A 23,486-nucleotide genomic window follows, 5' to 3' on the forward strand; every position below is an offset into this window, starting at 1 on the left:
AGCTCGCGCACCTCGCGCAGCACCGGGAAGCCCGACCAGCGGGTGACGTCGAACCCGTAGGCCCGGGCCAGCTCCCGGTAGCGCCCGGCCGGCACCCCGAACCGGACCACCCCGACCGCCAGCGGGGTCAGGTCCCATTCCGGCGGGCCGATGCAGCTGGAGTCGAAGTCGCAGAGCACCGGCCCGTCCGGCCCGGCGATCAGGTTGCCCAGATGCGCGTCGCCGTGGATCAGACCGGGCGGCAGGGCGAAGTCCAGGTCGCGCACCCGGCCCTCCACCTCCGCGCACCGGCGCAGCAGGAACTCCAGGTGCCCGTCGTCGAGCCCCTCGGCCTCGTCGATCCGCCGCCGCACGTCGTCGAGCGGCTGCCAGGTGGGCAGCGGATGCGGCGGCGCGGGCAGCTCGTGCACCCGGCGCAGCAGCCGCGCCAGATCCCGGCCGCGCGGCTGGTTGCCGGCCTCCGGCACCGTCTCCCACAGCGTGGCCAGATGCGGGCCGACCCGCACCGGCTGCTCGATCCCGGCCAGCAGCCGCACGGCCGGCACGTCGTGCTCGGCGAACCAGCGGGCCACCCGAACCACCTTGGCCACCCGGTGCCGCAACCCGCGGGAGGCCACGATCCGCACCACGACCGGGTGCCGGGCCAGCCGGTACACCGCGTTGTTGGTCATCCGGAGCAGTTCGGCCCCGGTCGGGTCGAGTCCGGCCAGCACGCAGACGTCGGCCAGCGCCTCCGCCAGCTTGTCACTGGTGAAGTGCCCATCCCCCACCGCGGCCAGGCCCGGTGTCGGCTCCGCGCTCATGACAAAGTGACCGATCAGGAGACGTACAACCTGCCGATGTTGTCCGAAAGTTCCCTGGCCTGGGTGTTGTTGCGCCGCTTGTCCGCCTCGTCCTTCAGTGGCACCAGCCGGTCCCGGACCCGGGACGACTTGAGGTGCTCGGCGAGGTCGACGGCCTGGTTCCCGACCTTGGCGCCGTGGTCGATGTCGCCCTCCAGCATGTGGTTGATGGCCAGCGAGCTGAGGTTGAAGGCCTTGTTCCTGGCCATGTCCTCGCCGTAGCTCTCCACCGCCCTGGTCAGGGCGGGGATGGCGAACTGGGTGTGCTTCTGCAGCCCGCCTCTGGCGAGCACGGTGTGCACCGTGCCGATCATCGAGTAGACGTCGGTCTCGTTGAAGAACCGCACCCAGTCCTCGGCCTCGGACATGTTGGCCCGGGACCACTCGTCCCGGGTCCGGCCGATCAGCTTCATGGTCTGTTCCTCGTGGCCCATCATCGCGTAGGCCCACGCCTGGTTGGCGCAGATCACCGCGACGGCCAGCTCGGAGCCCGACTCCTGGGCGGCGATCTGGCCGAGCTGGAACATCTTCAGTGCGTCGTCCGGCGCTTCCTTGTGCAGGTAGACGCGTCCCATCCGGTACAGGATGTTGGCCACCAACTGGTCGCTGTCGCCGGCTTTGGCCAGCTCGAGTGCCCGGCCGAAATGGTTGCGCGCGGAGTCGACGAGTCCGATGTCGAACGACGTCCAGCCGGCGAGGTTGTGCAGGTCGGCCAGAGCGACGTGAAGTCGTTTCTTGACGTGCTCGGGGCCGGAGGCGCCGAGCATCTGCTGTCCCCAGGACAACTGGGCGACTACGGCGTCGCGGCAGAAGCCGCCGCCGTACTGATAGTCGAGCGATCGAAGTGCTCGCGTCGCAGCCTCGACCTGGCGGACATCGGTCATCCCGATCCGGCCAGGCGCGGGGGTCAACACCGGGTTGGACACCCATGATCCCGAGTCCGCGTCGCCGAGCACATGCGCGCCGACCGCAACCGCGGCGGCATGCGCCAGGAACTTCCGACGCTTCACCGACTCGTCCTCCTCCGTGCCGGAGGCCTCCTTGGTCCCGGCGACGCGTACCGCCGTGACCTCGTCGTAAGCGAGGCCCATGTATCCCCTTGGGACACCCAGGCCGTCGGCGATCCTGGCGAGCACGTCGTAGGCCATGACCTGACGTCCCTTGAGGATCTCCGACACTTCGGACTGCGATTGGCCCGTCATCGCCGCGATCTGGCGTTGCGAGACACCGGTACGTCGCAGCAGCCGATAAACGGAGCTGACCTCCCGCGCGGCGAGCGCGGTCCGCATCTCAGGCTTCTCCCACTCCTCCGGTGGAATAGGAGAGCCCTGAGATCCTGTGGAGTTCATGCCGCCCCCTCACAGTCCGCTGGGCGTCAACCGCAGAGTATGCGCACTTCACGAGCCCCGAGAAGGGTCGATCGGTGAACCTGATCGGCGCGACCGAACTTCGGTGACCGCTTATCGTCGGGCAACCGCCGATCGGCGCTGTAGGTGACCATTCTCGTTTCTCGCCCATCAATGTAGTTGGTTGTAAGGGTACGAGCACGGAGGGAAACGAGGCTGTGAATCTGGTCCGTTCGGCACCGGCGCCCCTCGAGTTGGAGGGCCGCCGGGTGTGGCGGGTCAGCTGCGGAGACGTGATCAACCGCGAACGGTGCCTCACCGTGCTCGTCGAGCGCAACCAGGTTGTCCTCGTGGGACCGCCTGGTGAGACAGCGGTGCTGACCGCCGGCCAGCTCGGCCAGCTGCGGGCAGCACTTCGTGAAGCCGCCGAACAGGCGGAAAGGTGACGGTGACGATCAGGTGGACGAAATACTCGGACAGGTCCTTCGCGACGCGGTTTGGGAGCGTCTCGACATGCTCACCGAGCTGGCCAACCACGCTGACGCGCCGTCGCTGCTCTCCGTCGCCCGATCCGAACTGCCGCGGCTGACCGAAGGCTGGCGGTCCCTGCTCGCCGCACACGAGCCCGACGACCGAGGAAACTGCCGGGTGTGCTCGTCACGCTGGCGGCAGCAGAAGGCGCCGTGCTCGGTGTGGCGGGCCGCATATGAACACCTGGTGGCCGGCGGGCTCGCACCCGAGCAGACCGCACGCCATTCGGTCGAAGCCGGACGTCCCACCAGCCGTTTGGCTGGCGCCAGGTGAAACCGACGACCTCGGCCCCCGTTTCCCCGGACGGAGTCCGGCCGAGAGGTCGTCACTAGGCCGGCGGTCCGGTTCGCCCGTACCCCCGAGCGAGACGAATCGGATCGCCGGCCCCATACAACTGAATAGCCAGGATTCCGGGCGGGACGCTCCCGCCTACGCAACTGAATCCCCCAGAACCCCGCGGGTCGGTGCTGTTAGCACTCCCCCTCCCCCGACCGGCATCGGCCCGCGGCTCCAGCTCCGGCCCCTGCTCGCGTCAACCGCGAGCAGGGGCCGTGATTTACCCGGACAAGCTGGGCGGCAGGGTGCTGGGTTCCGGCGCGGGCCTGCGCCTGCGGTCCCGGAAGACCAGCGCGGCGACCAGGCCGCCGACGAAGCCGCTGACGTGGCCCTGCCAGGAGATGCCGGTGACCCCGAAGCCGACCGAGGTCCACATCACGTAGCCGTAGGCGAGGGCAACGCCTGCGGAGACGACGAGGTCGACCGGGCGGCGGTCGATCAGCCCGCGCACCAGCAGGTAGCCGAAGTAGCCGAACACCACGCCGCTCGCGCCCACCGTGAGGTGGTCCGTCGGGGAGAACAGCCAGATCCCGAAACCGCCCAGGACGATGATCGTCAGGGTGACCAGGGTGAACCGCTTCAGGCCGGCCAGCGCGGCGATCAGGCCGAGGCTGAACAACGCCATCGCGTTGCCGGCCAGATGCTCGAGGTTGCCGTGCAGGAACGGTGACGTGGCGATGTCGATCAGGCTGTCCGGCTCGCGTGGCCAGATGCCGCCGGCCAGGGATAACTCCCGGCCGGTGGCGGCGTTGATGAGCTCAACGCCCCAGAGGAGAAGCAGGACGGCGAGCATGATGGTGGCCGCCCGGCCGAGCGGGCTGGCCAGCGATCCGTCATCGGTGCTGGCCGGCGGGCCGGACGGGCCGGCGGACGGCGGCAGGCTCATGCGCGGAGCGTAGCCCGCTTGACCGGCTTGCCCGCTACGCTTGCCGCAGGGACTTCCGCGAGGAGAACGTGTGGCAACTCCAGTTCCGTTACGACGCCGGCCGGTGCAGCAGCGCAGCGCCAAGCGGGTCGAGCAGATGCTCGAGGCGTGCGCCGCGCTGATCGACGAGCTCGGCTATGACGGGGTCACCACGACCCTGATCGCCGAGCGCGCCGAGGTGGCGGTCGGTTCGCTGTACCAGTTCTTTCCGGACAAGCGCGCCGTGGTGCAGGCGCTGACCCAGCGCAACGTCGAGCACTTCATGGCCGAGATGGCGCGCCGGCTCGACGAGGCGCACCTCGAGCACTGGTGGGACGGCGCGGACATCGCGTTCGACATCTACGTGCGGATGTACCGGGAGGTGCCCGGGTTCTCCCGGATCCGGTTCGGCGACGTGGTGGACCTGCGGCTGATCGCCGACGAGCGGGACAACAACACGGTGATCGCCGACGGGCTCGCCGAGCTGATCGCCACCCGGTTCACGCTGGCGACCGATGCCGTCCGGCTGCCCATCGCGGTCGCCATCGAGATCGCCGACGGCATCCTCAACCTGGCCTTTCGCCGCGCGCTTTTCCCGACCGAGACCGTGATCGCCGAGGCGCGCACGGTGGTCCGCGCCTACCTCTCCGGGAAGCTGGACCGCGACCTCGGTTAGGCAGATCCGGCCCGGCTCAACCGAAACAGCGACCCTCACCGCGGTAGGTGGGTACCGCCCGGCTCACCCGGTCGTCCTCGATCACGTGGTACTCGGTGAACCGTTCGGCGAGCTCACCGGCCTTGGTGTGCCGCCACCACACGCGGTCGCCGACCCGCAGCTCGTCGGCCGCCCGGCCGACCACCGGGGTCTGCACCTCGCCCGCGCCCTCGATGTCCCGCAGCCGCAGTCCGGCCGGCAGGTGCGGGCTGGGCAGCCGGTCGGCGCCGGCCGGGCCGGAGGCGATGTAGCCGCCGCCGAACACCGTGGCCACCCGGCGGGACGGGCGGCGCACCACCGGCAGCGCGAAGAGCACCGCGGGCGCCGGGCTGAACCTGCGGTAGTTGTCGAACAGGGTGGGGCCGATCAGCCCGGAGCCGGCGGCCACCTCGGTCACCGACGAGTCCATGCCGGTGGTCTCGATGCTGCCGGTGCCGCCGCCGTTGACGAACTCCAACTCGACATGGTCGGTGATGGCCCGCACGGCCGCGGTCCGCCGCCGGGCCAGCTCGCGGGCCGAACGCTCCTGCACCCAGCGCAGCACCGGTGCCCGCAGCGACCGGCCGGCCGGCGCGTCGCCGATCCCGGCGATCTGGCCCTCGTAGCCCATCACGCCGACCAGCCGGAAACCCGGCCGCGCGGTCACGGCTCTGGCCAGCACCGCCGCCTGGCGGGGGGTGAACACCGGGGAGCGGCGGGCTCCGAGGTGCACGATGTCGCGGCCGAGCACGGGCCGCCAGGACACGTCGAGCTCGATGCAGATCCGGATCTCCGGGTGGTCGGCGCCGAGCGCGGCGTCGACCAGGTCCAGGTGCTCGGCGGAGTCGATCACGATCGACACGGACCGGCGCGCCGCCTCGTTCGCGGCCAGGGCGCGCAGTGCGGTGTGGTCGACGGTCGGGTAGGCGACCAGGATGTCGGTGCCGGCGAGGTCGGTGCCGGCCCACGCCTCGGTCAGCCACAGCGCCTCGGGCAGCGCATAGGCCATCACGCCGGCGAAGCCCGGCTGGCGCAGCACCCGCTCGAGCAGGTAGCGGCACCGGATGGACTTGCTGGCCACCCGGATCGGCCGACCGGCGGCCCGGCGCGCGAGATCCGCCGCGTTCTGGTCGAATGCGTCAAGGTCGACTACGGCCAGCGGCGCATCGAGATGCTTGGTGGCCGTGTCGAGCCGGACCCGCGCAGCGGAAATGGACACGCACCAACGGTACGTCAAGCTTCTTGAAATGTGAACCTGTTTCACTTATTGTCGCGGCGGAGGTCACATGTCGACGGCATGGCGCAACTGGGCCGGAACCGAGTCGGCGGTCGCGGCGGCGGTGGTCCGGCCGCGGGACGTCGCCGAGATCAGCAAGGCCGTCACCGGCGCGGCCGAGACCGGAAAGACCGTCCGGGCCAGAGGCAGCGGCCACTCGTTCACCGCGGTCGGCGCCGCGCACGGGATCGCGCTCGATCTGACCGGATGGACCGGGATCGTCTCGGCGGACACCGGCACCGGTCAGGTGACCGTGCGCTCCGGCACGACGTTGCGCGCGCTCAACGGGGCCCTGGATCGGCTGGGACTGGCCATGACCAACCTCGGCGACATCGACGCGCAGACGATCTCCGGCGCGATCTCCACCGGGACGCACGGCACGGGCGCCACGTTCGGCGGGATCGCCACCCAGGTCACCGGGCTGGAACTGGTGCTGGCCGACGGTTCGGTGGTCAGCTGTTCGGCCACCGAGCGGCCGGAGTTGTTCGCGGCGGCCCGGGTCGGGCTCGGCGCGCTCGGCGTGATCAGCACGGTGACCCTGCGCACCGAGCCGTCGTTCGTGCTCAAGGCCGAGGAGCGGCCGGAACCGCTGGACGCCGTGCTGGACGCGCTGGAACGGCACTGGGAGTCCAACGATCACTTCGAGTTCTACTACTTTCCCTACGGCCGCAACGCGTTGACCAAGCGCAACAACCGGCTGATGGCCGGCGCCGAGCCCGCGCCGCTGGGTCCGGTGCGCCGGTTCTACGAGTACGAAGTGATGGAGAACCTGGCGCTGGGCACGCTGGCCAAGATCGGCAGGCGGATCCCGCCACTGGTCCGGCCGTTCGGCCGGCTCAGTTCCGTGGCGCTGTCCGCCCGGTCCTACAGCGACATCTCGCACCGGGTGTTCGTCACGCACCGGCGGGTGCACTTCGTGGAGTCCGAGTTCGCCGTGCCCCGGGAGGCATTGCGTGACGTGCTCGCCGAACTGCGCGCCGGGATCGCCAAGCTGGCCGATCCGATCATGCTGCCGGTCGAGGTGCGGTTCGCCGCGCCGGACGACATCTGGCTGTCCACCGCCTACGACCGGGAGTCCGCCTACGTCGCGATCCACCAGTACGTGGGAATGCCGTTCCGGGCGTACTTCGACCTGTTCGAGTCGATCGCCGGCGCGGTCGGCGGGCGGCCGCACTGGGGCAAGATGCACACCGCCGACGCGGAGACCTTGCGCACCCGCTACCCGCGGTTCGACGACTTCGCCCGGGTGCGGGCCGAGGTGGACCCCGAGGGCCGCTTCAGCAACCCCTACATAGACCGGGTTCTGGGCCCGGCGGCCGGATCAGCCGGCTGAGACCAGTTCGAGCGTTCGCCCGGCGGTGGACGGATCATCAAGCAGGTCAAGGAGAACGGCGGCGACGTCGGCCCGGCTGACGGCGCCGGGCGGGGCCGAGTCGGCCAGCACCACCCGACCGGTCGCGGGACCGTCGGTGAGCCGGCCGGGCCGCAGAATGGTCCAGTCCAAATCCCGACGCCGCAGATCCCGTTCGGCCGCGTCCTTCGCGGCCAGGTAGGCGCGGAACACCTCGTCCACGGCCGGATCACCGGCCCGGTCCAACCCCATCGCACTGATCTGCAGGTGCCGCCGGACTCCGGCCGCTTGCGCGGCATCGGCGAACAGCATCGCCGCTGCCCGGTCGACGGTGTCCTTGCGCGCCACGCCACTCCCCGGCCCGGCCCCCGCCGCGAACACCGCGGCGTCGGCACCGGCGAGCACCTCGGCCACCGCGTCGAGATCGGCCCGTTCCAGATCGAGGACCACGGCCCGCGCACCGATCGCGGTCAACTCGGCCGCATGATCGGGGTTGCGCACGATGCCGACCGCCTGGTCGCCCCGGTCGACCAGCAGCCGTTCCAGCAGCAGCGCGATCTGACCGTGCCCGCCGGCGATGACAACCCGCATGGTCAGTGCGCCGCGGCGGCCAGGACCTTGTCGTAGGCCAACTCGCTGATCCAGCGGTGGATGCCGTCGATACCGGCGTGCGCCCGCTCGGCCCGGCCGGGCAGATCCAGGTCGACGGCCGCGTCCGGCTCCGTCCGCACCACCGCGACGCCGTAGCCGCGGGCCCGGGGCAGGCAGTTCACCAGGTAGTCGTTGGTCAGCACCACGGAGGTGGGCAGCACCACGGCGGCGTCCCCGTAGCGCAGGAACGGCACCACGTTGGCCAGCCCGGTCCGCCAGTGCCTGGCCACGGCGATCGCCCCGACCACCCGCACCGCCGGCTCCGGCACCTTCCCGGCGAACTCCGGCCACACCCAGGTGGCCACGCTCTCCCGGTCGGTCACCGGCAGCTGCCCCAGGCAGATCCGCTCGGCGTGTGCCTCGGTCATCAGCTCCACCACCAGGCAGATCCGCCGCCCGAGCAACCGCATCTCCGGCAGCACGATCCCCGGCCAGCCCAACTCCTTGGCCGCGGCCAAGGCAAGCTCATCCACCGGCGCCGGAAGCTCGACCTGTGGAACGAGTGGTGCCCGCAGCGCGTTGAGTTGCTCCGGAGCAGTGGTGCGCCCAGTTGTGCCGCTCACGAACCTGCCCTCTCGTCTCCCGCCCACCGAACGGCGACGCACGCCACCACCCGGTTTGAACCTGTTCCTCTCCGGGGTACCAGGTGAGCGGGTCTCAATCGGAGACGAGAACACCCCCGCTGCGACCACCGGCGCTAAGACGTCGTTAACCGGTCGACAACCGACCGGGAAACTTCGCCCCGACTGTGCTGCCGTCCGGCCCATCCCCCCGATAACCGGCACTCCCCAAAACGCACCAATTACATATCTGTAATTCCACCCAGTACCGTTTTGGCCCTTGCGGAGAGTGCTCGCCAGGTGATTCTGTGTAAGATTCGCCAGCCCCGATCGCCAGCCCCGCTGGTCAAAACGCAAAAAGCCCCTCCCGCATCGGGAGGAGCTAGCACCGTGGGGGGCTTGGGGGGCTCGGCCCCCCAACATGATCGATCGACCGCAGGTCCGCGCTCTCCGCGGACACAGGAGGGCTGGGAGATCGTGGGCGAGGGGGGAGTTGAACCCCCACGTCCTTACGGACACACGGACCTGAACCGTGCGCGTCTGCCATTCCGCCACTCGCCCGAGCGACCGGGGAAGCGTAGCACGGGCAGATCAGGCGGGTTTGTACATCCCTCTGTCCCTTCACCCGCACCCGGATACGATCGACGGAGGAACACACGAAGGAGGGAGGCCCGTGGGCATCGGCCAGCGGTTGAACCGCAAGCTCGAGAACCTGGTGGGTAACTCCTTCGCGCGTGTGTTCGGTGGCAACGTCGTGCCCCAGGAAGTGGCACAGGCGCTGCAGCGTGAGGGTGAGGGCAACATCCGCGAGCTCGCCGGTGGCCGGTTATTGGCTCCCAACTACTACATTGTGCAGTTGGGTCCCAACGACCACCAGAACTTCGCCGAGGACGAAGCCCGCATCACCGCGCTGCTCGCGGACTGTGTGGCGGAGCATCTCGCCGAGCACGGTTGGGACACCTATGGTGACGTCGTAGTCTCCCTTGAGCGCTCCGACGCGCTGCACACCGGACAGTTTCGAATCCGCTCGACCGTCGACCCTGACGTGAAGGCAACCAGCGCAGCACCACCTCGCAACGCAGGAGACCGATCCATGAGCCAGCCTCCAGGCCACGCGCCAGATGGCGACCCGTACGGACAGTACGGTTACGGCCAAGTCCAGTACGGCAACGATCCCAACTACGGGTACGGCCAGCAGGGCGGGTACGACCAGGGCTATGGCCAGCAGCAGCAGGGCGGCTACGGCCAGCAGGGTTACGCGCCTCAGCCCGGCGGCGGAGGCGGTGGTTACGCTCCGCAGCCCGGCTACGACCAGGGCTATGGCCAGCAGCAGCAGGGCGGCTACGGCCAGCCCGGCGGCTACGACCAGGGTTACGGCCAGCAGGGCGGCTACGACCAGGGCTACGGGCAGCAGGGCGGCTACGGCCAGCCCGGCGGCTACCCGCCAGGTGGTGACCCGTACGCCCAGCAGGGCTACGCCCCGCCCGCGGTGCAGACCGGCCCGCGCCAGTTGCAGGCCAGCCTGCAGCTCGACGACGGCTCCAACCGCACCTACTCGCTCAAGCAGGGCGGCAACGTGGTCGGGCGCGGCCAGGATGCCGACTTCCGGCTGCCGGACACCGGGGTCTCCCGGCGGCACCTGGAGATCACCTGGGACGGGCAGAGTGCCACCCTCGCCGACCTCGGCTCGACCAACGGGACGACGGTGAACGGCACCCCGGTGCAGACCTGGCAGCTCGCCGACGGCGACGTGGTGCGGATCGGACACTCCTCGCTGGTGTTCCGAACCCAGGGCTGACCAGCACAAGCTTTCGGCGAAGCGGGCGGGCCACCGGTCCGTCCGCTGCGTCACACCCTAGAATCGGCACAGATCGGCTGGGAGCGTTCGCAAGCGGTGCCTGAGCTCATCATGCAGTTGACCAGAGCAGGGTTTCTCGCCCTGCTCTGGTTGTTCGTGCTGGCCTGCCTCCGGGTGGTCCGCTCGGATCTCTACGCGGCCGCCGGGCTGCGGGTGGCGGTACCGGGGTTCCGGCGTTCGGCGATGAAGCGCGGCAAGGCACCGCGGCAGCTGGTGGTCACCCACGGTGCTCTGGCGGGCACCCGGATCGCCCTGGACGGCCGGCCCATCCTGATCGGCCGGGCGGACGACTCCACTCTGGTACTGGACGATGACTTCGCGTCTACCAGGCACGCGCGCATCTCGCTTCGGGGAAACGATTGGTACGTCGAAGATCTGGGCTCGACGAACGGCACGTTTCTGGATAGAGCTAAGGTCACGGCACCCCTGCGGGTGCCACTTGGCGCCCCGATCCGAATTGGTAAAACGGTGATCGAGCTGCGCTCATGACCCTTGTTCTCCGCTACGCCGCCCGCAGCGACCGGGGCCTGGTCCGCTCCAACAACCAGGACTCCGTGTACGCCGGTCCCCGCCTGCTCTCGCTGGCCGACGGGATGGGCGGGCATGCCGCCGGTGAGGTGGCCAGCAAGGTGGTCATCGCCGCGCTCGCGCCGCTGGACGACGACGAGCCGAGCGAGGATCTGCTCAGCCAGCTCCGGGACGCCACCCAGGCGGGCAACAGCGCGATCGCCGAACTGGTGGCCAGCGACCCCGAGCTGGACGGGATGGGCACCACGCTCACCGCGATCCTGTTCGGCGGCACCCGGATCGGCCTGGTGCACATCGGCGACTCCCGGGCCTACCTGCGCCGCAACGGCACCTTCGCGCAGATCACCCACGACGACACGTTCGTCCAGTCGCTGATCGACGAGGGCCGGATCACCGACGACGAGGCGGCCACCCACCCGCAGCGCTCGCTGCTGCTCAAGGCGCTGACCGGGCACGAGATCGAGCCGAACCTGACCGTCCGCGAGGCCCGGCCGGGCGACCGGTACCTGCTCTGCTCCGACGGGCTGTCCGGCGTGGTCACCCACGAGACGCTGAGCGAAGCGATCCAGATCCCGGACCCGCAGGCCTGCGCCGACCGGATGATCGAGCTGGCGCTCAAGGGCGGTGGCCCGGACAACGTCACCGTGATCATCGCCGACGTGGTGGACGTCGACTTCGGCGAGGACGCGCCGATCGTCGGCGGCGCGGCCGGCAACAGCGCCGACGAGCAGCCGCCGCCGGACTCGCCGGCCGCGCGGGCCGGGGCGATCACCGCGCCGCGGATCCAGCCGGTGCGGGTGGATCCACCCGAGGAGCCGCCGGACCCGCGGATCAAGCGCCGCAAGCGGATCCGCCTGGTGGTGATCCTGCTGGTGCTGGGCATGCTGGTGGCGGCGGGCGCGGTGGCCGGGATCATCGCGGTGAACCGGCAGTACTTCGTCGGTGAGGGCGAGAACGGGGAGATCGCGATCTTCCAGGGTGTGCGCGGCAGCATCCTGGGCATCTCGCTCAACAGCCAGGTCGAGGGATCCTGCGATCCGGGCGCGGTGTGTGACAAACGCTACGTCGAGGATCTGCAGGCGGCCGGCCAGGACTCGGTGCGGTCCGGCACGGAGAGCTTCGAGAGCATCCGCGAGGCCCGCGAGTTCATCCAGGAGCTGCGCAGCAGGTACGGCCTGCCCAGCTGCGACGAGTACACCCGGCGGCAGGAGGGCTCGGCGACCACCGCCCCGTCGACCCTGCCCGCGCCCACCGGTGTGCCGACCCAGGCCTCGACGCCGGCCGGTGACCCGTCCACGACGGCGATGCTGCCGCCGGGCAAGTCTGAGCCGATTCCCGGGTTCAACTGCCGCAAGAGGCATGACGGGGACAAGGGCGGCGGCTGATGGCAGAACCGGCGGCTCCGGTTGCGGTTGCGGGGCAGGGCGGTGCCTCGGCGGAGCGGTCGGCTCCGACCAGGCGCGGCACCGAACTGTTCATGCTCTCGTTCGCCGCGGCACTGGTGACCGGCGCGCTGATGCTGGTGGAGGCGAACCAGGAACAGCAGTTGACGCTGCGCGTGCTCTGGTACGGGCTGGCCTACCTCGCGGTGTTCGCCGTGGCGCACATGGCGGTGCGGACCTGGGCGCCCTACGCCGACCCGCTGATCCTGCCGTGCGTCGCGCTGCTCAACGGGATCGGCCTGGTGGTGATCTACCGGCTGGACCTGGCCTACGCCGAGCGCGCGGTGCAGACCAACACCGAGGTCAGCAACCAGGTGCCCAAGCAGATCCTGTGGACGGTGCTCGCCCTCGGGCTGTTCCTGCTGGTGCTGCGGCTGGTCAAGGACCACCGCACGCTGACCAGGTACGGGTACATGTTCGGCCTGGTCGGCCTGGTGCTGCTGGCACTGCCGGCGCTGCTGCCGGACCTGATCGCGCCGACCATCAACGGCGCGAAGATCTGGCTGCGGATCGGAATCTTCTCCATCCAGCCCGGTGAGTTCGCCAAGATCCTGCTGCTGATCTTCTTCGCCGCGTTCCTGGTGTCCAAACGCGACCTGTTCATGGCCGCCGGGCGGCGGGTGCTCGGCGTGGACCTGCCCCGGGCCCGGGATCTCGGCCCGATCCTGGTGGCCTGGGTGGTCTCGGTCGGCGTGCTGGTGTTCGAGAAGGATCTGGGCACCTCGCTGCTGTTCTTCGGCATCCTGCTGGTGATGCTCTACGTCGCCACCGAGCGGGTGATCTGGGTGGTGGTCGGGCTCGGCCTGTTCGTCAGCGGCTGCCTGATCGCGTACAACGTGTTCGGCCACGTGCAGCAACGGGTGCAGACCTGGCTCGACCCGTTCGCCGACTACGACCGGGGCGGCTTCCAGATCGCCCAGTCGCTGTTCGGGTTCGCCACCGGCGGGGTCGGCGGCACCGGCCTCGGCGCCGGCCGGCCGGACATGGTGCCGCTGGCCAACAGCGACTTCATCACCGCGGCGATCGGCGAGGAGCTGGGCCTGATCGGCCTGGCCGCGCTGCTGCTGGTGTACACGGTGCTGGCCATGCGCGGCATGCGCAGCGCCCTCGCGGTGCGCGACACGTTCGGCAAGCTGCTCGGCGGCGGCCTGGCGTTCGCGTTGATCATGCAGGTGTTCGTGGTGGTCGGCGGAGTGACCACGCTGATCCCGCTGACCGGCATCACCGCTCCGTTCCTGTCCGCCGGTGGCTCCTCGCTGCTGGCCAACTACGTGCTGATCGCCCTGCTGCTGCGGATCTCCGACGCCGCCCGGCGGCCCCAGACCGGCGCCCGGCCCAAGCCGGCGACGCAGGCTCCGCTGGCCGAGGCGCACACGGTGATGGTGGAGCGGCCCCAGTCATGAACACACCACTTCGCCGGGTCGGCCTGGCCATGCTCGCCATGATCGTGCTGCTGCTGGCCAACGCCACCTACATCCAGATAGTCAAGGCCGACGACTACCGGGCCGACGCCCGCAACCGCCGGGTGCTCTTCGACGAGTACGCCCGTCAGCGCGGCCGGATCCAGTCCCAGTTCAACGGGGAGATCCTGGCCTCGGTCACGCCGACCAACGACCGGCTGCGCTACCTGCGCCAGTACCCGGCCGGCCCGCTCTACGCCCCGGTCACCGGCTTCTACTCGGTGCGCTACGGCGCGACCGGGCTGGAGCGCACCGAGGACTCGATCCTGAACGGCTCGGACGACCGGTTGTTCGTCCGGCGGCTGTCCGACCTGATCACCGGCCGGGACCCGCGCGGCGGCAACATCGTGGTCACCATCAACCCGCAGGCGCAGAAGGCGGCCTTCGACGGGTTGAGCGCCCGGGACTTCAACGGGGCGGTGGTCGCGCTGCGGCCGCAGACCGGCGAGATCCTGGCGATGGTGAGCACGCCGTCGTTCGACCCCAACCAGCTCGCCGCGCACGACGCCGCCGCCCAGGAGCAGGCCTACAACCAGGTGCGCGACGAGAAGAACAACCGCAAGCCGCTGCTGAACCGGGCCGTGTCGGAGAGCTACTTCCCCGGCTCGACGTTCAAGCTGGTGGTGGCGGCGGCCGCGCTGGAGGACGGCAAGGACAAGAACACCCAGCTGCCGGCGGCATCCAGCATCAAGATCAACGCGAACACCGACCTGTCCAACTACAACAACCGGCCGTGCGGGTCCGGGCAGACCGCGTCGATGGAGACCGCGCTGCAGCTGTCCTGCAACACCGCGTTCGCGCAGCTCGCGCACGATCTGGGCGAGGACAAGCTGCGCCGGCAGGCCCAGCTGTTCGGCATCGGTGACGCCGACCTGACCGTGCCGATGCCGGTGGCGCAGTCCTGCGTCGGGCCGCGCCGGGACGGCAACTGCCTCAACATCGTGGACGGGCCGGCGCTGTACCAGAGCGGCATCGGCCAGCGCGACGTGCGCCTGACCCCGATGCAGAACGCGATGATCGTCGCCACCATCGCCAACGGCGGGCTGCTGATGCGTCCGCAGCTGATCAAGCAGGTGCAGGCGCCGGACCTGGACGAGATCTCCGACCTCGAGCCGGACTCGGTCGGCCGGGCCATGTCGGCCCGCAACGCCGAGGCGCTGCGCGACATGATGATCAAGTCCGAGGAGCACACCGGCGGCGCCGGCAAGGTTCCGGGCCTGACCATCGCGTCCAAGACCGGTACCGCCGAGACCGGCAACGACCCGAAGAACACGCCCCCCTACGCCTGGTACGTGGCATTCGCTCCGGCGGACAACCCCAAGATCGCGGTCGCGGTGGTGGTGGAGAGCCGGGACGTGGCCGCCACCGGCGGCCGCGACGCCGCGTCGATCGGCCGCGCCACGATCAGAGAAGCACTGGCCGGGGGGATCTGACGATGCTGACGTCCGGGCAGCTCCTGGCCGACCGGTACCGGTTGGCCAGGCGCATCGCCGTCGGCGGCATGGGTGAGGTCTGGGAGGCGGCCGACACCCGGCTGGACCGGCGGGTCGCGGTCAAGGTGCTCAAGCCGGAGCTGTGCGGTGACGCGGAGTTTCTGCACCGGTTCCGCACCGAGGCCCGGACCACCGCGTCGCTGAACCACCCGGGGATCGCCGCGGTGCACGACTACGGCGAGACGGCCGGCGTGGTCGACGGCCCGAAGGACACCGCCTACCTGGTCATGGAGCTGGTCGAGGGCGAGCCGCTGGCGGCCGTCCTGGCCCGGGAACGCCGGCTGACCGCGGACGCCACCCTGGACATCCTTGAGCAGGCCGGCATGGCCCTGCAGGCCGCCCACGAGCGCGGCTTCGTGCACCGCGACGTCAAGCCCGGCAACATCCTGGTCACCTCGGCCGGGCAGGTGAAGCTCACCGACTTCGGCATCGCCAAGGCCGCCGACGCCGCCCCGGTGACCCGCTCCGGCATGGTCATGGGCACCGCCCACTACATCGCCCCGGAACAGGCGCTCGGCCACGAGGCCGAACCGGCCAGCGACGTGTACTCGCTGGCCGTGGTCGGCTACGAGTGCCTGGCCGGCCACCGGCCGTTCCTGTCCGAGAACGCCGTGACCGTGGCCATGATGCACATCCGGGACATTCCGCCGCCGCTGCCGCCGGACGTGCCCCCGCACGCCCGGGCCGTGATCGAGGCCACACTCGTGAAGGACCCGAGGCAGCGGTACGGCAGCGGGGCGGAGTTCGCTGCCGCGGTGGCCGCGGTGCGGACCGGCCGGCCGCTGCCCGTGCCGGTGCCGCGGGCGTTGGCCCCGGTCAACCCGGCCGGCGTGACGACCGGCACACATCCCCACGTCGTTCCGCTCGGTCCGCCCAGCATGCCGCCTGGCCTGCCGGGTTCCGGCGGCTTCCCGGTAGGTCCGCCGCCCCCGGTCCGGCGCAACCGGACCTGGCTGTGGGTCTTGCTCGTTGTCATGCTGGCCGCTTTGATAGTGGTCGCCGCGCTCGGGATCCCTGCGCTGTTACGGTCCGACGGCAATACGGATAATCAGCGCAGTCCCGAGCCGGGCACGTCGGTCAACAGTCCGGCCGGCACCGATTCCGAGCCGGGGAACCCACCCCGCGAGTCCGGCTTTCCCCGAGGTCCGGGCGGCAAACCGGGGGGTCTGATCAACGTCGACCCGGCGCGGTTCGTGGCCCGCTCGGCCAGGTATGCCGTGGTCGAGCTGAATAATGCCGGACTGACGACACGGGTGGTGACGCTGACCGGAGAGGCACCGCAGAACATGGAGACGTGCATCGTCACGCAGGTCACGCCGGCCGGCGACACGCCGACCGGCTCCGAGGTGACGATCCGGTGCCGCCAGAACGCACCGCCTGGCTGAACCTGGACTTATGGGGACCGGAAACCAGGCATGATGGGACACGCGCCGATACGAGGAGCTGAGACGGCCCACCGATGACCACACCGCGACTGCTTTCAAACCGCTATGAGCTGGGCGATACGCTCGGCTATGGCGGCATGTCCGAGGTCCACCGGGGGCGCGACGTCCGCCTGGGGCGCGAGGTCGCCGTCAAGGTGCTTCGTGCCGACCTCGCTCGCGACCCGCAGTTCCAGGAACGTTTCCGCCGGGAGGCGCAGAACGCCGCCGCGCTCAACCACCCGGCGATCGTCGCCGTCTACGACACCGGCGAGACCCGGGCCGGATACGGCCCGCTGCCCTACATCGTCATGGAGTACGTGGACGGGCGCACCCTGCGGGACATCGTGAAGACCGAAGGTCCGCTGCTCGGCCAGCGCGCCATGGAGATCATGGCCGACGTCTGCGCGGCGCTGGACTTCAGCCACCGGCACGGCATCGTGCACCGCGACGTCAAGCCGGCCAACGTAATGATCACGCGCAACGGCGCGGTCAAGGTGATGGACTTCGGCATCGCCCGGGCGGTGGCCGACGGCCAGGCCGCGGTGACCCAGACCGCGGCGGTGATCGGCACCGCTCAGTACCTCTCCCCGGAGCAGGCCCGCGGCGAGGCGGTGGACGCCCGCAGCGACGTCTACGCCGCCGGCTGCGTGTTGTTCGAACTGCTCACCGGTGAGCCGCCGTTCACCGGCGACTCGCCGGTCGCGGTGGCGTACCAGCACGTCCGGGAGGACCCCAAGCCGCCGTCGGCGCTCAACGGCCGGGTCAGCCCGGCGCTGGACGCCGTGGTGCTCAAGGCGATGTCCAAGGGTCCGGCCAACCGCTACCAGTCGGCCGCCGAGATGCGCACCGACCTGGTCCGGGTGCTCTCCGGGCAGCGGCCGATGGCGCCCATGGTGATGACCGAGGACGACCGCACCGCCGTGATGACCAACAACCGCGCGCAAGACCCGCGCGCCGCGGGCCGGCACCGCCCGGCGGCTGTGGCCACCGACTACGACCCCCGGGACCCGTACGAGGACGACGAGGACGAGGAGCGGCGCCGCAAGCGGCGCAAGGCCTGGACCGTGGCGTTGATCACGGTGCTGGCGCTCGCGCTGATCGCGGTGATCGCCTGGCTGGCCAGCCTGGTGTTCGACAACACCGAGAAACCCAGCGAGACGGTGAGCATGCCCAACGTCATCGGGCAGACCCAGACCCAGGCCACCCAGGTGCTGCGGGAGCAGGGCTTCACCGACGTCACCAGCGAGCTCAAGCCGTGCCAGGCGAACCCGGACGGCAGCCCGGGCAGTTGCGGGCCGGACAGTATCGGCAAGGTGATCGGCACCGAGCCGGGGGCGAACACGCAGGTCAAGAAGGGCGACAAGATCGTCCTGACGGTGGGGGCCGCGCCGGAGAAGGTCCCTGTTCCGGACGTGAAGGGCAAGACCCTCGAAGAGGCGACCAAGGCGTTGACCGACGCCGGGTTCACCGTCGCGCCCAACCCGTCGACCGTGGAGACCGACGACGAGAACCTGATCGGCAAGGTGGCCGACCAGAACCCGCCGGGCGGTCAGGCGGTGCAGGCGGGCTCGCCCATCACGCTGAGCATCGGGAAGGGCCCGGACAAGGTCAACATTCCCGACCTGACCGGCCAGAAGTTCGACACCGCGAAGACCAACCTGGAGGGGGCGGGCTTCAAGGTCGAACGCAAGGACGTCTCGTCCAACCAGCCCGAGGGCACGGTCGTCGACCAGAGTCCCAAGAGCGGCAGGGCCGCGCCCGGCACCACGATCACGTTGAGCGTGTCCAAGGGCGACCAGCAGAAGATCCGGATGCCCAACCTGGTCGGCATGCGGCCCGACGAGGCCCGGGACACGCTGCGCGGCCGGGGCTGGACCGGTGAGCTGCGGGCCGTCGACGGTCCGGCGGACGACCCGGGCGAGGTCGGCCGGATCACCGAGCAGGAACTGCCGCCCGGCACCGAGATCGACCAGAACGACACGGTGAACGTGCGGGTGGGCCGGCTGGGCGGCTAGCTCGCCCTACGGGTGGGCGGCCGCCTCGGCCAGCGCACGCATCGCGTTCTCCAGTTCGACCACGGTCGGCTCGGGCACGGTGTGCCCGCACACCCGGAGCCAGTTGGCCAGCATCCGGTGCCCGCCGTCGGTGAGCACCGACTCGGGGTGGAACTGCACGCCCTCCACCGGAAGCTCCCGGTGCCGCATGGCCATCACGACCCCGGACTCGGTCCGGCCGGTGACTTCGAACACATCGGCCGGGATGGTCTCCGGCAGCACGGTCAGCGAGTGGTACCGGGTGGCGGTGAACGGGTCGGGCAGCCCGGCCAGCACGCCGGCGCCGTCGTGGTGGACCATGCTCACCTTGCCGTGCAGCAGTTCCGGCGCCCGGTCCACGGTCGCCCCCCAGGCCACGCCCATCGCCTGATGGCCGAGGCAGACCCCGAGCACCGGCAGGTTCTCGCTGGCACAGCGCTTGATCACGTCGATGCTGAACCCGGCTCGCTCCGGGGTGCTCGGGCCTGGACTGACCAGCACACCGCCGAATCCGGACAACGCCTGCGGGCCGGTCAGCCCGGGGTCGTCGTTGCGGCGCACCACGCATTCGGCGCCGAGCTGGGCCAGGTACTGGACGAGGTTGTAGACGAAGCTGTCGTAGTTGTCGACCACCAGTACACGCATTGGCCAAACGGTACCGGCCCCGGTGAACCGTCTGGCCCCAGCGACCGTGTGAAGGCTGAGAAGCAATCGCTGGAGGGTTCTGGTGCGCAAGCTATTCGTGCTACCCGTCGTCGCCGGGTGTGTGCTGCTCAGCGGAACCGGGGCGGCGGCGGGGCCGGTCGAGGACGCGGCGGCGGCACTGCGCGGCGACTCGGTCTACCTGGCCCCGGGGGCGAACCGGCACCTGGACGCCGACGCCGTCCGCCGGGCGATCGGTGACGAGCCCATAAAGATCGCCGTGCTGCCGGAGATCGACAGCGTCAGCGAGGTCGCGGCGATACCCCGCCGGCTGTCCGCCGACCTGCCCGGCAACACCATCGCGGTGATCTCCGGCCGGTACTTCTACGCCGGCTCCGAGGTGGTCTGCAAGGGCGTCGCCGGCCAGGCCGCGACCGACGCGATCAAGACCAACGAGACGGCGCTGGACGCCAACCCCGGCGCGGACTCACCGAGCGACATCACCAAGCCGCTCACCGACTTCGTGGCCACGATCCGGTCCGCGGCACGCTGTCCGAGCGAGGGCACCCGCGGCGACCGGTACGCCGACGACCCGGGTGGCGGCGTGGCGACGGCCGGCACCGACGACACCGGCACGCTGCTGCCCTGGATTCTCGGCGGGATCGGGCTGGTCGCCCTGGCGGCCACGACGCTGGTGCTGCTGACCAGGATGCGCACCCGGGGCGCGGCCACCGCCCACCGGGACGACGCGATCGCGCTGGTCGCCCGGCTCGGCGCGGAACTGGCCGAGCTGCCCGGAGGCGACGAGGCGCGCAACGCCGCCGCGGCACTGCACGGCGAGGCCGAGGCGATCCTGCTCGGCGCCACCACCGACGCACAGTTCGAGGCCGCCCGCGCCGCGGCCATGGAGGGGCTCACCGCCGCCCGGACCGCCCGCGCGGCCCTCGATCGGAGATGACGATGGTCAGGCAACTGCACCCGAACGCCCGCGACGCCGCGCAGCGCCGGGTAAACCGGATCACGGTCGGCGTCATCGCCACGAGCGTGGCCGCGACACTGGGCATCGGCGCCGGGATCGCCTACGCGGCGCCGCCGCCGAAGCCGAACAACAAGACCGACTACGGGCAGAAGTCGAAGAAGGCGCCGGCCAGCTCGCCGACGAAGGCGCCCGCGCCGCAGCCCGAGCAGCCCCAGCAACCACAACCCCAACCGCAGCAACAGGAACAGCCGACCCCGGCGCCGAAGGAGCAGGCACCGCCCCCGCCGGCGAACACGGACAAGCCGGAGAGCTCGACCGGCGACGAAGAGACCACGTCGGGTGGGTCATGAGCAAGACGTCCTTCCCCGCCATCGGCACCACCGCACAGTTGCTGGTGACCGACCCGGCCGCGATCACCGAGGCGGACACGCTGCTGCGGGCCTTCCTGGCCGATCTCGACCTGGCCTGCAGCCGGTTCCGGGACGACTCCGAATTGTCCATTGTGAACAGAGTGGGCGGCGGGTCCGATGTGGACCCGGTGCTGTTCGCCGCACTGCGGGTGGCGCTGCGGGCCGCCGAGGACACCGACGGTCTGGTCGACCCGACCCTGGGCCGGTCCATGATCGCGATCGGGTACGACCGCAGTTTCGCCGACGTGCCACCGAGTTCGGCTCGCCGGGTGCGCCCGGTGCGGCCCCTGGCGGCCTGGCGGAAGATCGTGCTGGAGCCGCGGACCCGCTCGGTCACGCTGCCCCGCGGGGTCGCGCTCGACCTCGGCGCCACCGCCAAGGCGTGGGCGGCCGACGTCGCGGCGAACACGATCGCCGACCGGCTCGGCTGCGGCGTCCTGGTCAACCTCGGCGGTGATCTCGCGGTCGCCGGGCCTGCGCCGGCCGACGGCTGGCGGGTGCGGGTGACCGCGGACCACACGATCAGCACCGGCGGGCAGGTGGTCGCGGTGCGCTCCGGCGGGCTGGCCACCTCCAGTACCACGGTGCGCACCTGGCGGCGGGCCGACGCGGTGCTGCACCACGTGCTCGACCCGGCGACCGGCCTGCCGGCGCGGCGGATCTGGCGCTACGTGTCGGTCGCCGCGCCCGACTGCCTGACCGCCAACACCGCCGCCACCGCCGCCCTGGTCCTCGGACACGCGGCGCCGGACTGGCTCGCCGAGCGGGACCTGGCCGCGCGGCTGGTCGCCGCGGACGGCACCGTCACCGCGATCGCCGGCTGGCCGGCGGCCACCCTGTCCACCCGGGAGGTCGCGTGATCACCGCCGCGCCGCTGTTCAGCGAGAGCACCTACTGGTACCTCACCAGAGCCAGCGGCTTCATCTCGCTGGTCCTGTTCTCCGTGACGTTCGCGCTCGGGCTGCTCACCGCCGGCCGGGTGTGGTCGCCGTCCTGGCCCCGGTTCGTCACCGAGAGCCTGCACCGCAGCGTGTCGCTGATCGCGGTCAGCATGGTGTTCGCGCACGTGATCACGATCCTGCTCGACCGGTACGTCAAGATCGACCCGATCGACGCCGTGGTGCCGTTCGTGTCCAGCTACCTGCCGTTCTGGCTGGGGCTCGGCTCGATCGCGTTCGACGTGATCCTCGTGTTGATCATCACCAGCCTGCTCCGCACCCGGCTGTCCCGCACCGCGTGGCGGGCCGTGCACTGGCTCGCCTACCTCGCCTGGCCGGTCGCGCTCGCGCACACGATCGGCATCGGCACCGACCGGCTGTGGGTGCTCGTCGTGGCCGCGCTGTCCGTGTTCATGGTTGTCGCCGCCGGGGTGTACCGGGTGGCCGGCTGGCGTCGGGTCGCAGTCAGGAGACCGATATGACCGTCCCCCAACTTCTGCGCTACGACGGCAGGCCCCGGCTGCTGGCCGGCTGGCTGAACACCGGGCGGCCCGCCAGCCTGGCCGAGCACGCCGCCGTCAACGGCCCGCTGCCGCTGGGCGCGGTGAGCGGGTTGATCGACACGGTGAGCGCCGCCGGCCTGCGCGGCCGGGGCGGTGCGTGGTTTCCGACCGGACGCAAGCTGTCCACCGTGGCCAAGAACGGCCGGGCTGCCGGCGCCGCACACGTCGTGGTGAACGGCGCGGAGAGCGAACCGGCCGCCGGCAAGGACAAGCTGCTCCTCCGGATGGCCCCGCACCTCGTGCTGGATGGCGCGGAGCTCGCGGCGCTGGCGGTCGGGGCATCGAAGGTCACCGTCTGCGTGCACCGCGGCACCGGCCTGGCCCGGCGCATCACCGCGGCGATCGCCGAGCGGGCCGGGGCCGAGTGGGGCGGCGCCGCGGCCGGCCTGTCGGTGACGGTCATGGAGCCGCCGCGCTGGTACGTCTCCAGCGAGTCCACCGCACTGGCGAACTTCGTCGGCGGCGGGGAGGGTAAGCCTCGGGACGTGTCCGCCTACCGCGAGGGCGTGGGCGGCAAGCCGACCCTGGTGTCCAACACGGAGACGTTCGCCCACCTCGGCCTGATCGCCCGGCACGGCGCCGACTGGTTCCGGATGGCCGGTACCGCCGAGGCGCCCGGCACCGCGCTGTTCACGGTGAGCGGGGCGGTGCGCTCCCGCGGGGTGTACGAGCTGCCGATCGGGGTGACCGGCAACGACATCCTGCGGATGGCCGGCGGGCCCACCGAACCGCTGCAGGGCGTGCTGCTCGGCGGCTACGGCGGCGCCTGGGTGTCGCCGAGCGTGCTGGCCGCCCCGTTCACCCCGGAGGCGTTGCGGCCGCTGCACGCCTCGCCGGGCGCCGGTGTGGTGCTGGCGCTGCCGATCGGCGCCTGCGGGCTGGTCGAGACCGTCCGGGTGGCGGCCTGGCTCGCCTCGCAGAACGCCCGGCAGTGCGGCCCGTGCTTCAACGGCCTGCCGGCCATCGCCGACGACCTGGCCAGGGTGACCTGGGCGCGGGACCGGGCCGCGCTCGAGCGGCTCCAGTTCCGCATGAAGATGATCAACAGGCGGGGTGCCTGCGGGCATCCGGACGGCGTGATCAAGCTGGTGGACACGGCGCTGCGGGTGTTCGCCGGATGCGTCGAACGGCACACCTACGGCCAGGGCTGCGCCGGGCTGTACCGCCCGCCGATGCTGCCGGTGCCGGCCCCGCCGAGTCCGAACGAGGGATGGCGATGACCAGG

The 23,486-nt window shown here is 70.9% G+C and carries 23 protein-coding genes and 1 tRNA gene; 16 read left to right on the forward strand and 8 right to left on the reverse strand.

The annotated features are described in order from the left end of the window. Both VFO68_RS33560 and VFO68_RS33565 read right to left on the reverse strand, forming a co-directional pair. The coding region (locus tag VFO68_RS33560) for an aminoglycoside phosphotransferase family protein (RefSeq protein WP_325162464.1) at nt 1–803 on the reverse strand (803 nt) is incomplete at its 3' end. Between the two features lie 14 nt (nt 804–817). After that, on the reverse strand, nt 818–2,191 hold the full coding sequence (locus VFO68_RS33565) for a helix-turn-helix transcriptional regulator (protein ID WP_414635617.1): 1,374 nt from the start codon (nt 2,189–2,191) through the stop codon (nt 818–820). 167 nt (nt 2,192–2,358) lie between these two features. Here VFO68_RS33565 and VFO68_RS33570 point away from each other — a divergent pair, with 167 nt between their 5' ends. Together VFO68_RS33570 and VFO68_RS33575 are read left to right on the forward strand one after the other, a co-directional pair. Further along, the gene (locus VFO68_RS33570; RefSeq protein WP_414635619.1) at nt 2,359–2,634 is read left to right on the forward strand and encodes a hypothetical protein; all 276 of its coding nucleotides are present in this window, start codon (nt 2,359–2,361) and stop codon (nt 2,632–2,634) included. A 13-nt stretch (nt 2,635–2,647) separates the two neighbouring features. Then, a complete protein-coding gene (locus VFO68_RS33575; RefSeq protein ID WP_325162484.1) occupies nt 2,648–2,992 on the forward strand; it encodes a hypothetical protein in 345 nt (114 codons plus the stop codon). 283 nt (nt 2,993–3,275) lie between these two features. Here VFO68_RS33575 and VFO68_RS33580 read toward each other — a convergent pair whose 3' ends face one another. Further along, a complete protein-coding gene (locus VFO68_RS33580) occupies nt 3,276–3,941 on the reverse strand; it encodes a rhomboid family intramembrane serine protease (protein WP_325162466.1) in 666 nt (221 codons plus the stop codon). Between the two features lie 70 nt (nt 3,942–4,011). Between VFO68_RS33580 and VFO68_RS33585 the strand changes: the two genes are divergently transcribed. Further along, nucleotides 4,012–4,635, forward strand: coding sequence for a TetR/AcrR family transcriptional regulator (locus tag VFO68_RS33585; protein ID WP_325162467.1), 624 nt, complete (start codon nt 4,012–4,014; stop codon nt 4,633–4,635). A gap of 16 nt (nt 4,636–4,651) precedes the next feature. Here VFO68_RS33585 and VFO68_RS33590 read toward each other — a convergent pair whose 3' ends face one another. Further along, nucleotides 4,652–5,866 (reverse strand): amino acid deaminase/aldolase, encoded by a 1,215-nt coding sequence (locus VFO68_RS33590; protein ID WP_325162485.1) that lies wholly within the window; start codon nt 5,864–5,866, stop codon nt 4,652–4,654. 73 nt (nt 5,867–5,939) lie between these two features. On the opposite strand from VFO68_RS33590, the gene VFO68_RS33595 reads away from it, so the two are divergent. Continuing rightward, on the forward strand, nt 5,940–7,262 hold the full coding sequence (locus VFO68_RS33595; protein WP_325162468.1) for a D-arabinono-1,4-lactone oxidase: 1,323 nt from the start codon (nt 5,940–5,942) through the stop codon (nt 7,260–7,262). Here VFO68_RS33595 and VFO68_RS33600 read toward each other — a convergent pair. The 3 genes from VFO68_RS33600 to VFO68_RS33610 form a co-directional block, all read right to left on the reverse strand. Then, the gene (locus VFO68_RS33600; protein WP_325162469.1) at nt 7,251–7,871 is read right to left on the reverse strand and encodes an NAD(P)H-binding protein; all 621 of its coding nucleotides are present in this window, start codon (nt 7,869–7,871) and stop codon (nt 7,251–7,253) included. The two genes, VFO68_RS33595 and VFO68_RS33600, sit on opposite strands and share 12 nt — an antisense overlap. 2 nt (nt 7,872–7,873) lie before the next feature. Further along, nucleotides 7,874–8,494 (reverse strand): hypothetical protein, encoded by a 621-nt coding sequence (locus tag VFO68_RS33605; protein WP_325162470.1) that lies wholly within the window; start codon nt 8,492–8,494, stop codon nt 7,874–7,876. 475 nt (nt 8,495–8,969) lie between these two features. Further along, a tRNA-Leu gene (locus VFO68_RS33610) sits at nt 8,970–9,052 on the reverse strand. Nucleotides 9,053–9,164: 112 nt separating this feature from the next. On the opposite strand from VFO68_RS33610, the gene VFO68_RS33615 reads away from it, so the two are divergent. From VFO68_RS33615 to pknB, 7 genes are all read left to right on the forward strand, one after another. Continuing rightward, nucleotides 9,165–10,289 (forward strand): DUF3662 and FHA domain-containing protein, encoded by a 1,125-nt coding sequence (locus tag VFO68_RS33615; RefSeq protein WP_325162471.1) that lies wholly within the window; start codon nt 9,165–9,167, stop codon nt 10,287–10,289. Between the two features lie 96 nt (nt 10,290–10,385). After that, entirely contained in the window at nt 10,386–10,838 is a 453-nt protein-coding gene (locus VFO68_RS33620) for an FHA domain-containing protein FhaB/FipA (protein ID WP_325162472.1), read from the forward strand. Continuing rightward, a complete protein-coding gene (locus VFO68_RS33625; protein WP_325162473.1) occupies nt 10,835–12,262 on the forward strand; it encodes a PP2C family protein-serine/threonine phosphatase in 1,428 nt (475 codons plus the stop codon). The genes VFO68_RS33620 and VFO68_RS33625 overlap by 4 nt, the downstream gene beginning before the upstream one ends. After that, nucleotides 12,262–13,722 carry an FtsW/RodA/SpoVE family cell cycle protein gene (locus VFO68_RS33630; RefSeq protein ID WP_325162474.1) on the forward strand — a complete coding sequence of 487 codons (1,461 nt, stop codon included), beginning with the start codon at nt 12,262–12,264 and terminating at the stop codon, nt 13,720–13,722. The genes VFO68_RS33625 and VFO68_RS33630 overlap by 1 nt, the downstream gene beginning before the upstream one ends. Beyond that, nucleotides 13,719–15,212: a penicillin-binding protein 2 gene (locus VFO68_RS33635; RefSeq protein ID WP_325162475.1), complete on the forward strand. Its 1,494-nt coding sequence runs from the start codon at nt 13,719–13,721 to the stop codon at nt 15,210–15,212. Before VFO68_RS33630 ends, VFO68_RS33635 begins: the two co-directional genes overlap by 4 nt. A gap of 2 nt (nt 15,213–15,214) precedes the next feature. After that, entirely contained in the window at nt 15,215–16,657 is a 1,443-nt protein-coding gene (locus VFO68_RS33640) for a serine/threonine-protein kinase (RefSeq protein WP_325162476.1), read from the forward strand. 74 nt (nt 16,658–16,731) lie between these two features. Continuing rightward, nucleotides 16,732–18,711 (forward strand): Stk1 family PASTA domain-containing Ser/Thr kinase, encoded by a 1,980-nt coding sequence (pknB, locus tag VFO68_RS33645; protein ID WP_325162477.1) that lies wholly within the window; start codon nt 16,732–16,734, stop codon nt 18,709–18,711. A gap of 6 nt (nt 18,712–18,717) precedes the next feature. Here pknB and VFO68_RS33650 read toward each other — a convergent pair whose 3' ends face one another. Further along, nucleotides 18,718–19,374: an aminodeoxychorismate/anthranilate synthase component II gene (locus VFO68_RS33650; RefSeq protein ID WP_325162478.1), complete on the reverse strand. Its 657-nt coding sequence runs from the start codon at nt 19,372–19,374 to the stop codon at nt 18,718–18,720. A gap of 82 nt (nt 19,375–19,456) precedes the next feature. On the opposite strand from VFO68_RS33650, the gene VFO68_RS33655 reads away from it, so the two are divergent. Genes VFO68_RS33655 through VFO68_RS33675 form a run of 5 tightly spaced genes read left to right on the forward strand, consistent with a single transcriptional unit; the run spans nt 19,457 to nt 23,481 of the window. Continuing rightward, a complete protein-coding gene (locus tag VFO68_RS33655) occupies nt 19,457–20,329 on the forward strand; it encodes a hypothetical protein (protein ID WP_325162479.1) in 873 nt (290 codons plus the stop codon). Between the two features lie 2 nt (nt 20,330–20,331). Next, on the forward strand, nt 20,332–20,700 hold the full coding sequence (locus tag VFO68_RS33660) for a hypothetical protein (RefSeq protein ID WP_325162480.1): 369 nt from the start codon (nt 20,332–20,334) through the stop codon (nt 20,698–20,700). After that, entirely contained in the window at nt 20,697–21,620 is a 924-nt protein-coding gene (locus VFO68_RS33665; protein ID WP_325162481.1) for an FAD:protein FMN transferase, read from the forward strand. Before VFO68_RS33660 ends, VFO68_RS33665 begins: the two co-directional genes overlap by 4 nt. Next, nucleotides 21,617–22,180 (forward strand): ferric reductase-like transmembrane domain-containing protein, encoded by a 564-nt coding sequence (locus VFO68_RS33670; protein WP_325162482.1) that lies wholly within the window; start codon nt 21,617–21,619, stop codon nt 22,178–22,180. The genes VFO68_RS33665 and VFO68_RS33670 overlap by 4 nt, the downstream gene beginning before the upstream one ends. Then, complete coding sequence (locus VFO68_RS33675; RefSeq protein WP_325162483.1) at nt 22,177–23,481, forward strand: NADH-ubiquinone oxidoreductase-F iron-sulfur binding region domain-containing protein; 1,305 nt, start codon at nt 22,177–22,179, stop codon at nt 23,479–23,481. Before VFO68_RS33670 ends, VFO68_RS33675 begins: the two co-directional genes overlap by 4 nt. Nucleotides 23,482–23,486: the final 5 nt, after the last annotated feature.

The organism is Actinophytocola sp., assembly GCF_035712165.1.
Lineage (GTDB): Bacteria > Actinomycetota > Actinomycetes > Mycobacteriales > Pseudonocardiaceae > DASYTH01.

Excerpts from the sequence above, each read along its gene's own strand:
- VFO68_RS33565 (WP_414635617.1), bottom strand. The coding sequence starts at position 2,191 with ATGAACTCCACAGGATCTCAGGGCTCTCCTATTCCACCGGAGGAGTGG.
- VFO68_RS33580 (WP_325162466.1), bottom strand. The coding sequence starts at position 3,941 with ATGAGCCTGCCGCCGTCCGCCGGCCCGTCCGGCCCGCCGGCCAGCACC.
- VFO68_RS33595 (WP_325162468.1), top strand. The coding sequence starts at position 5,940 with ATGTCGACGGCATGGCGCAACTGGGCCGGAACCGAGTCGGCGGTCGCG.
- VFO68_RS33600 (WP_325162469.1), bottom strand. The coding sequence starts at position 7,871 with ATGCGGGTTGTCATCGCCGGCGGGCACGGTCAGATCGCGCTGCTGCTG.
- VFO68_RS33625 (WP_325162473.1), top strand. The coding sequence starts at position 10,835 with ATGACCCTTGTTCTCCGCTACGCCGCCCGCAGCGACCGGGGCCTGGTC.
- VFO68_RS33630 (WP_325162474.1), top strand. The coding sequence starts at position 12,262 with ATGGCAGAACCGGCGGCTCCGGTTGCGGTTGCGGGGCAGGGCGGTGCC.
- VFO68_RS33635 (WP_325162475.1), top strand. The coding sequence starts at position 13,719 with ATGAACACACCACTTCGCCGGGTCGGCCTGGCCATGCTCGCCATGATC.
- VFO68_RS33640 (WP_325162476.1), top strand. The coding sequence starts at position 15,215 with ATGCTGACGTCCGGGCAGCTCCTGGCCGACCGGTACCGGTTGGCCAGG.
- pknB (WP_325162477.1), top strand. The coding sequence starts at position 16,732 with ATGACCACACCGCGACTGCTTTCAAACCGCTATGAGCTGGGCGATACG.
- VFO68_RS33650 (WP_325162478.1), bottom strand. The coding sequence starts at position 19,374 with ATGCGTGTACTGGTGGTCGACAACTACGACAGCTTCGTCTACAACCTC.
- VFO68_RS33660 (WP_325162480.1), top strand. The coding sequence starts at position 20,332 with ATGGTCAGGCAACTGCACCCGAACGCCCGCGACGCCGCGCAGCGCCGG.
- VFO68_RS33665 (WP_325162481.1), top strand. The coding sequence starts at position 20,697 with ATGAGCAAGACGTCCTTCCCCGCCATCGGCACCACCGCACAGTTGCTG.
- VFO68_RS33675 (WP_325162483.1), top strand. The coding sequence starts at position 22,177 with ATGACCGTCCCCCAACTTCTGCGCTACGACGGCAGGCCCCGGCTGCTG.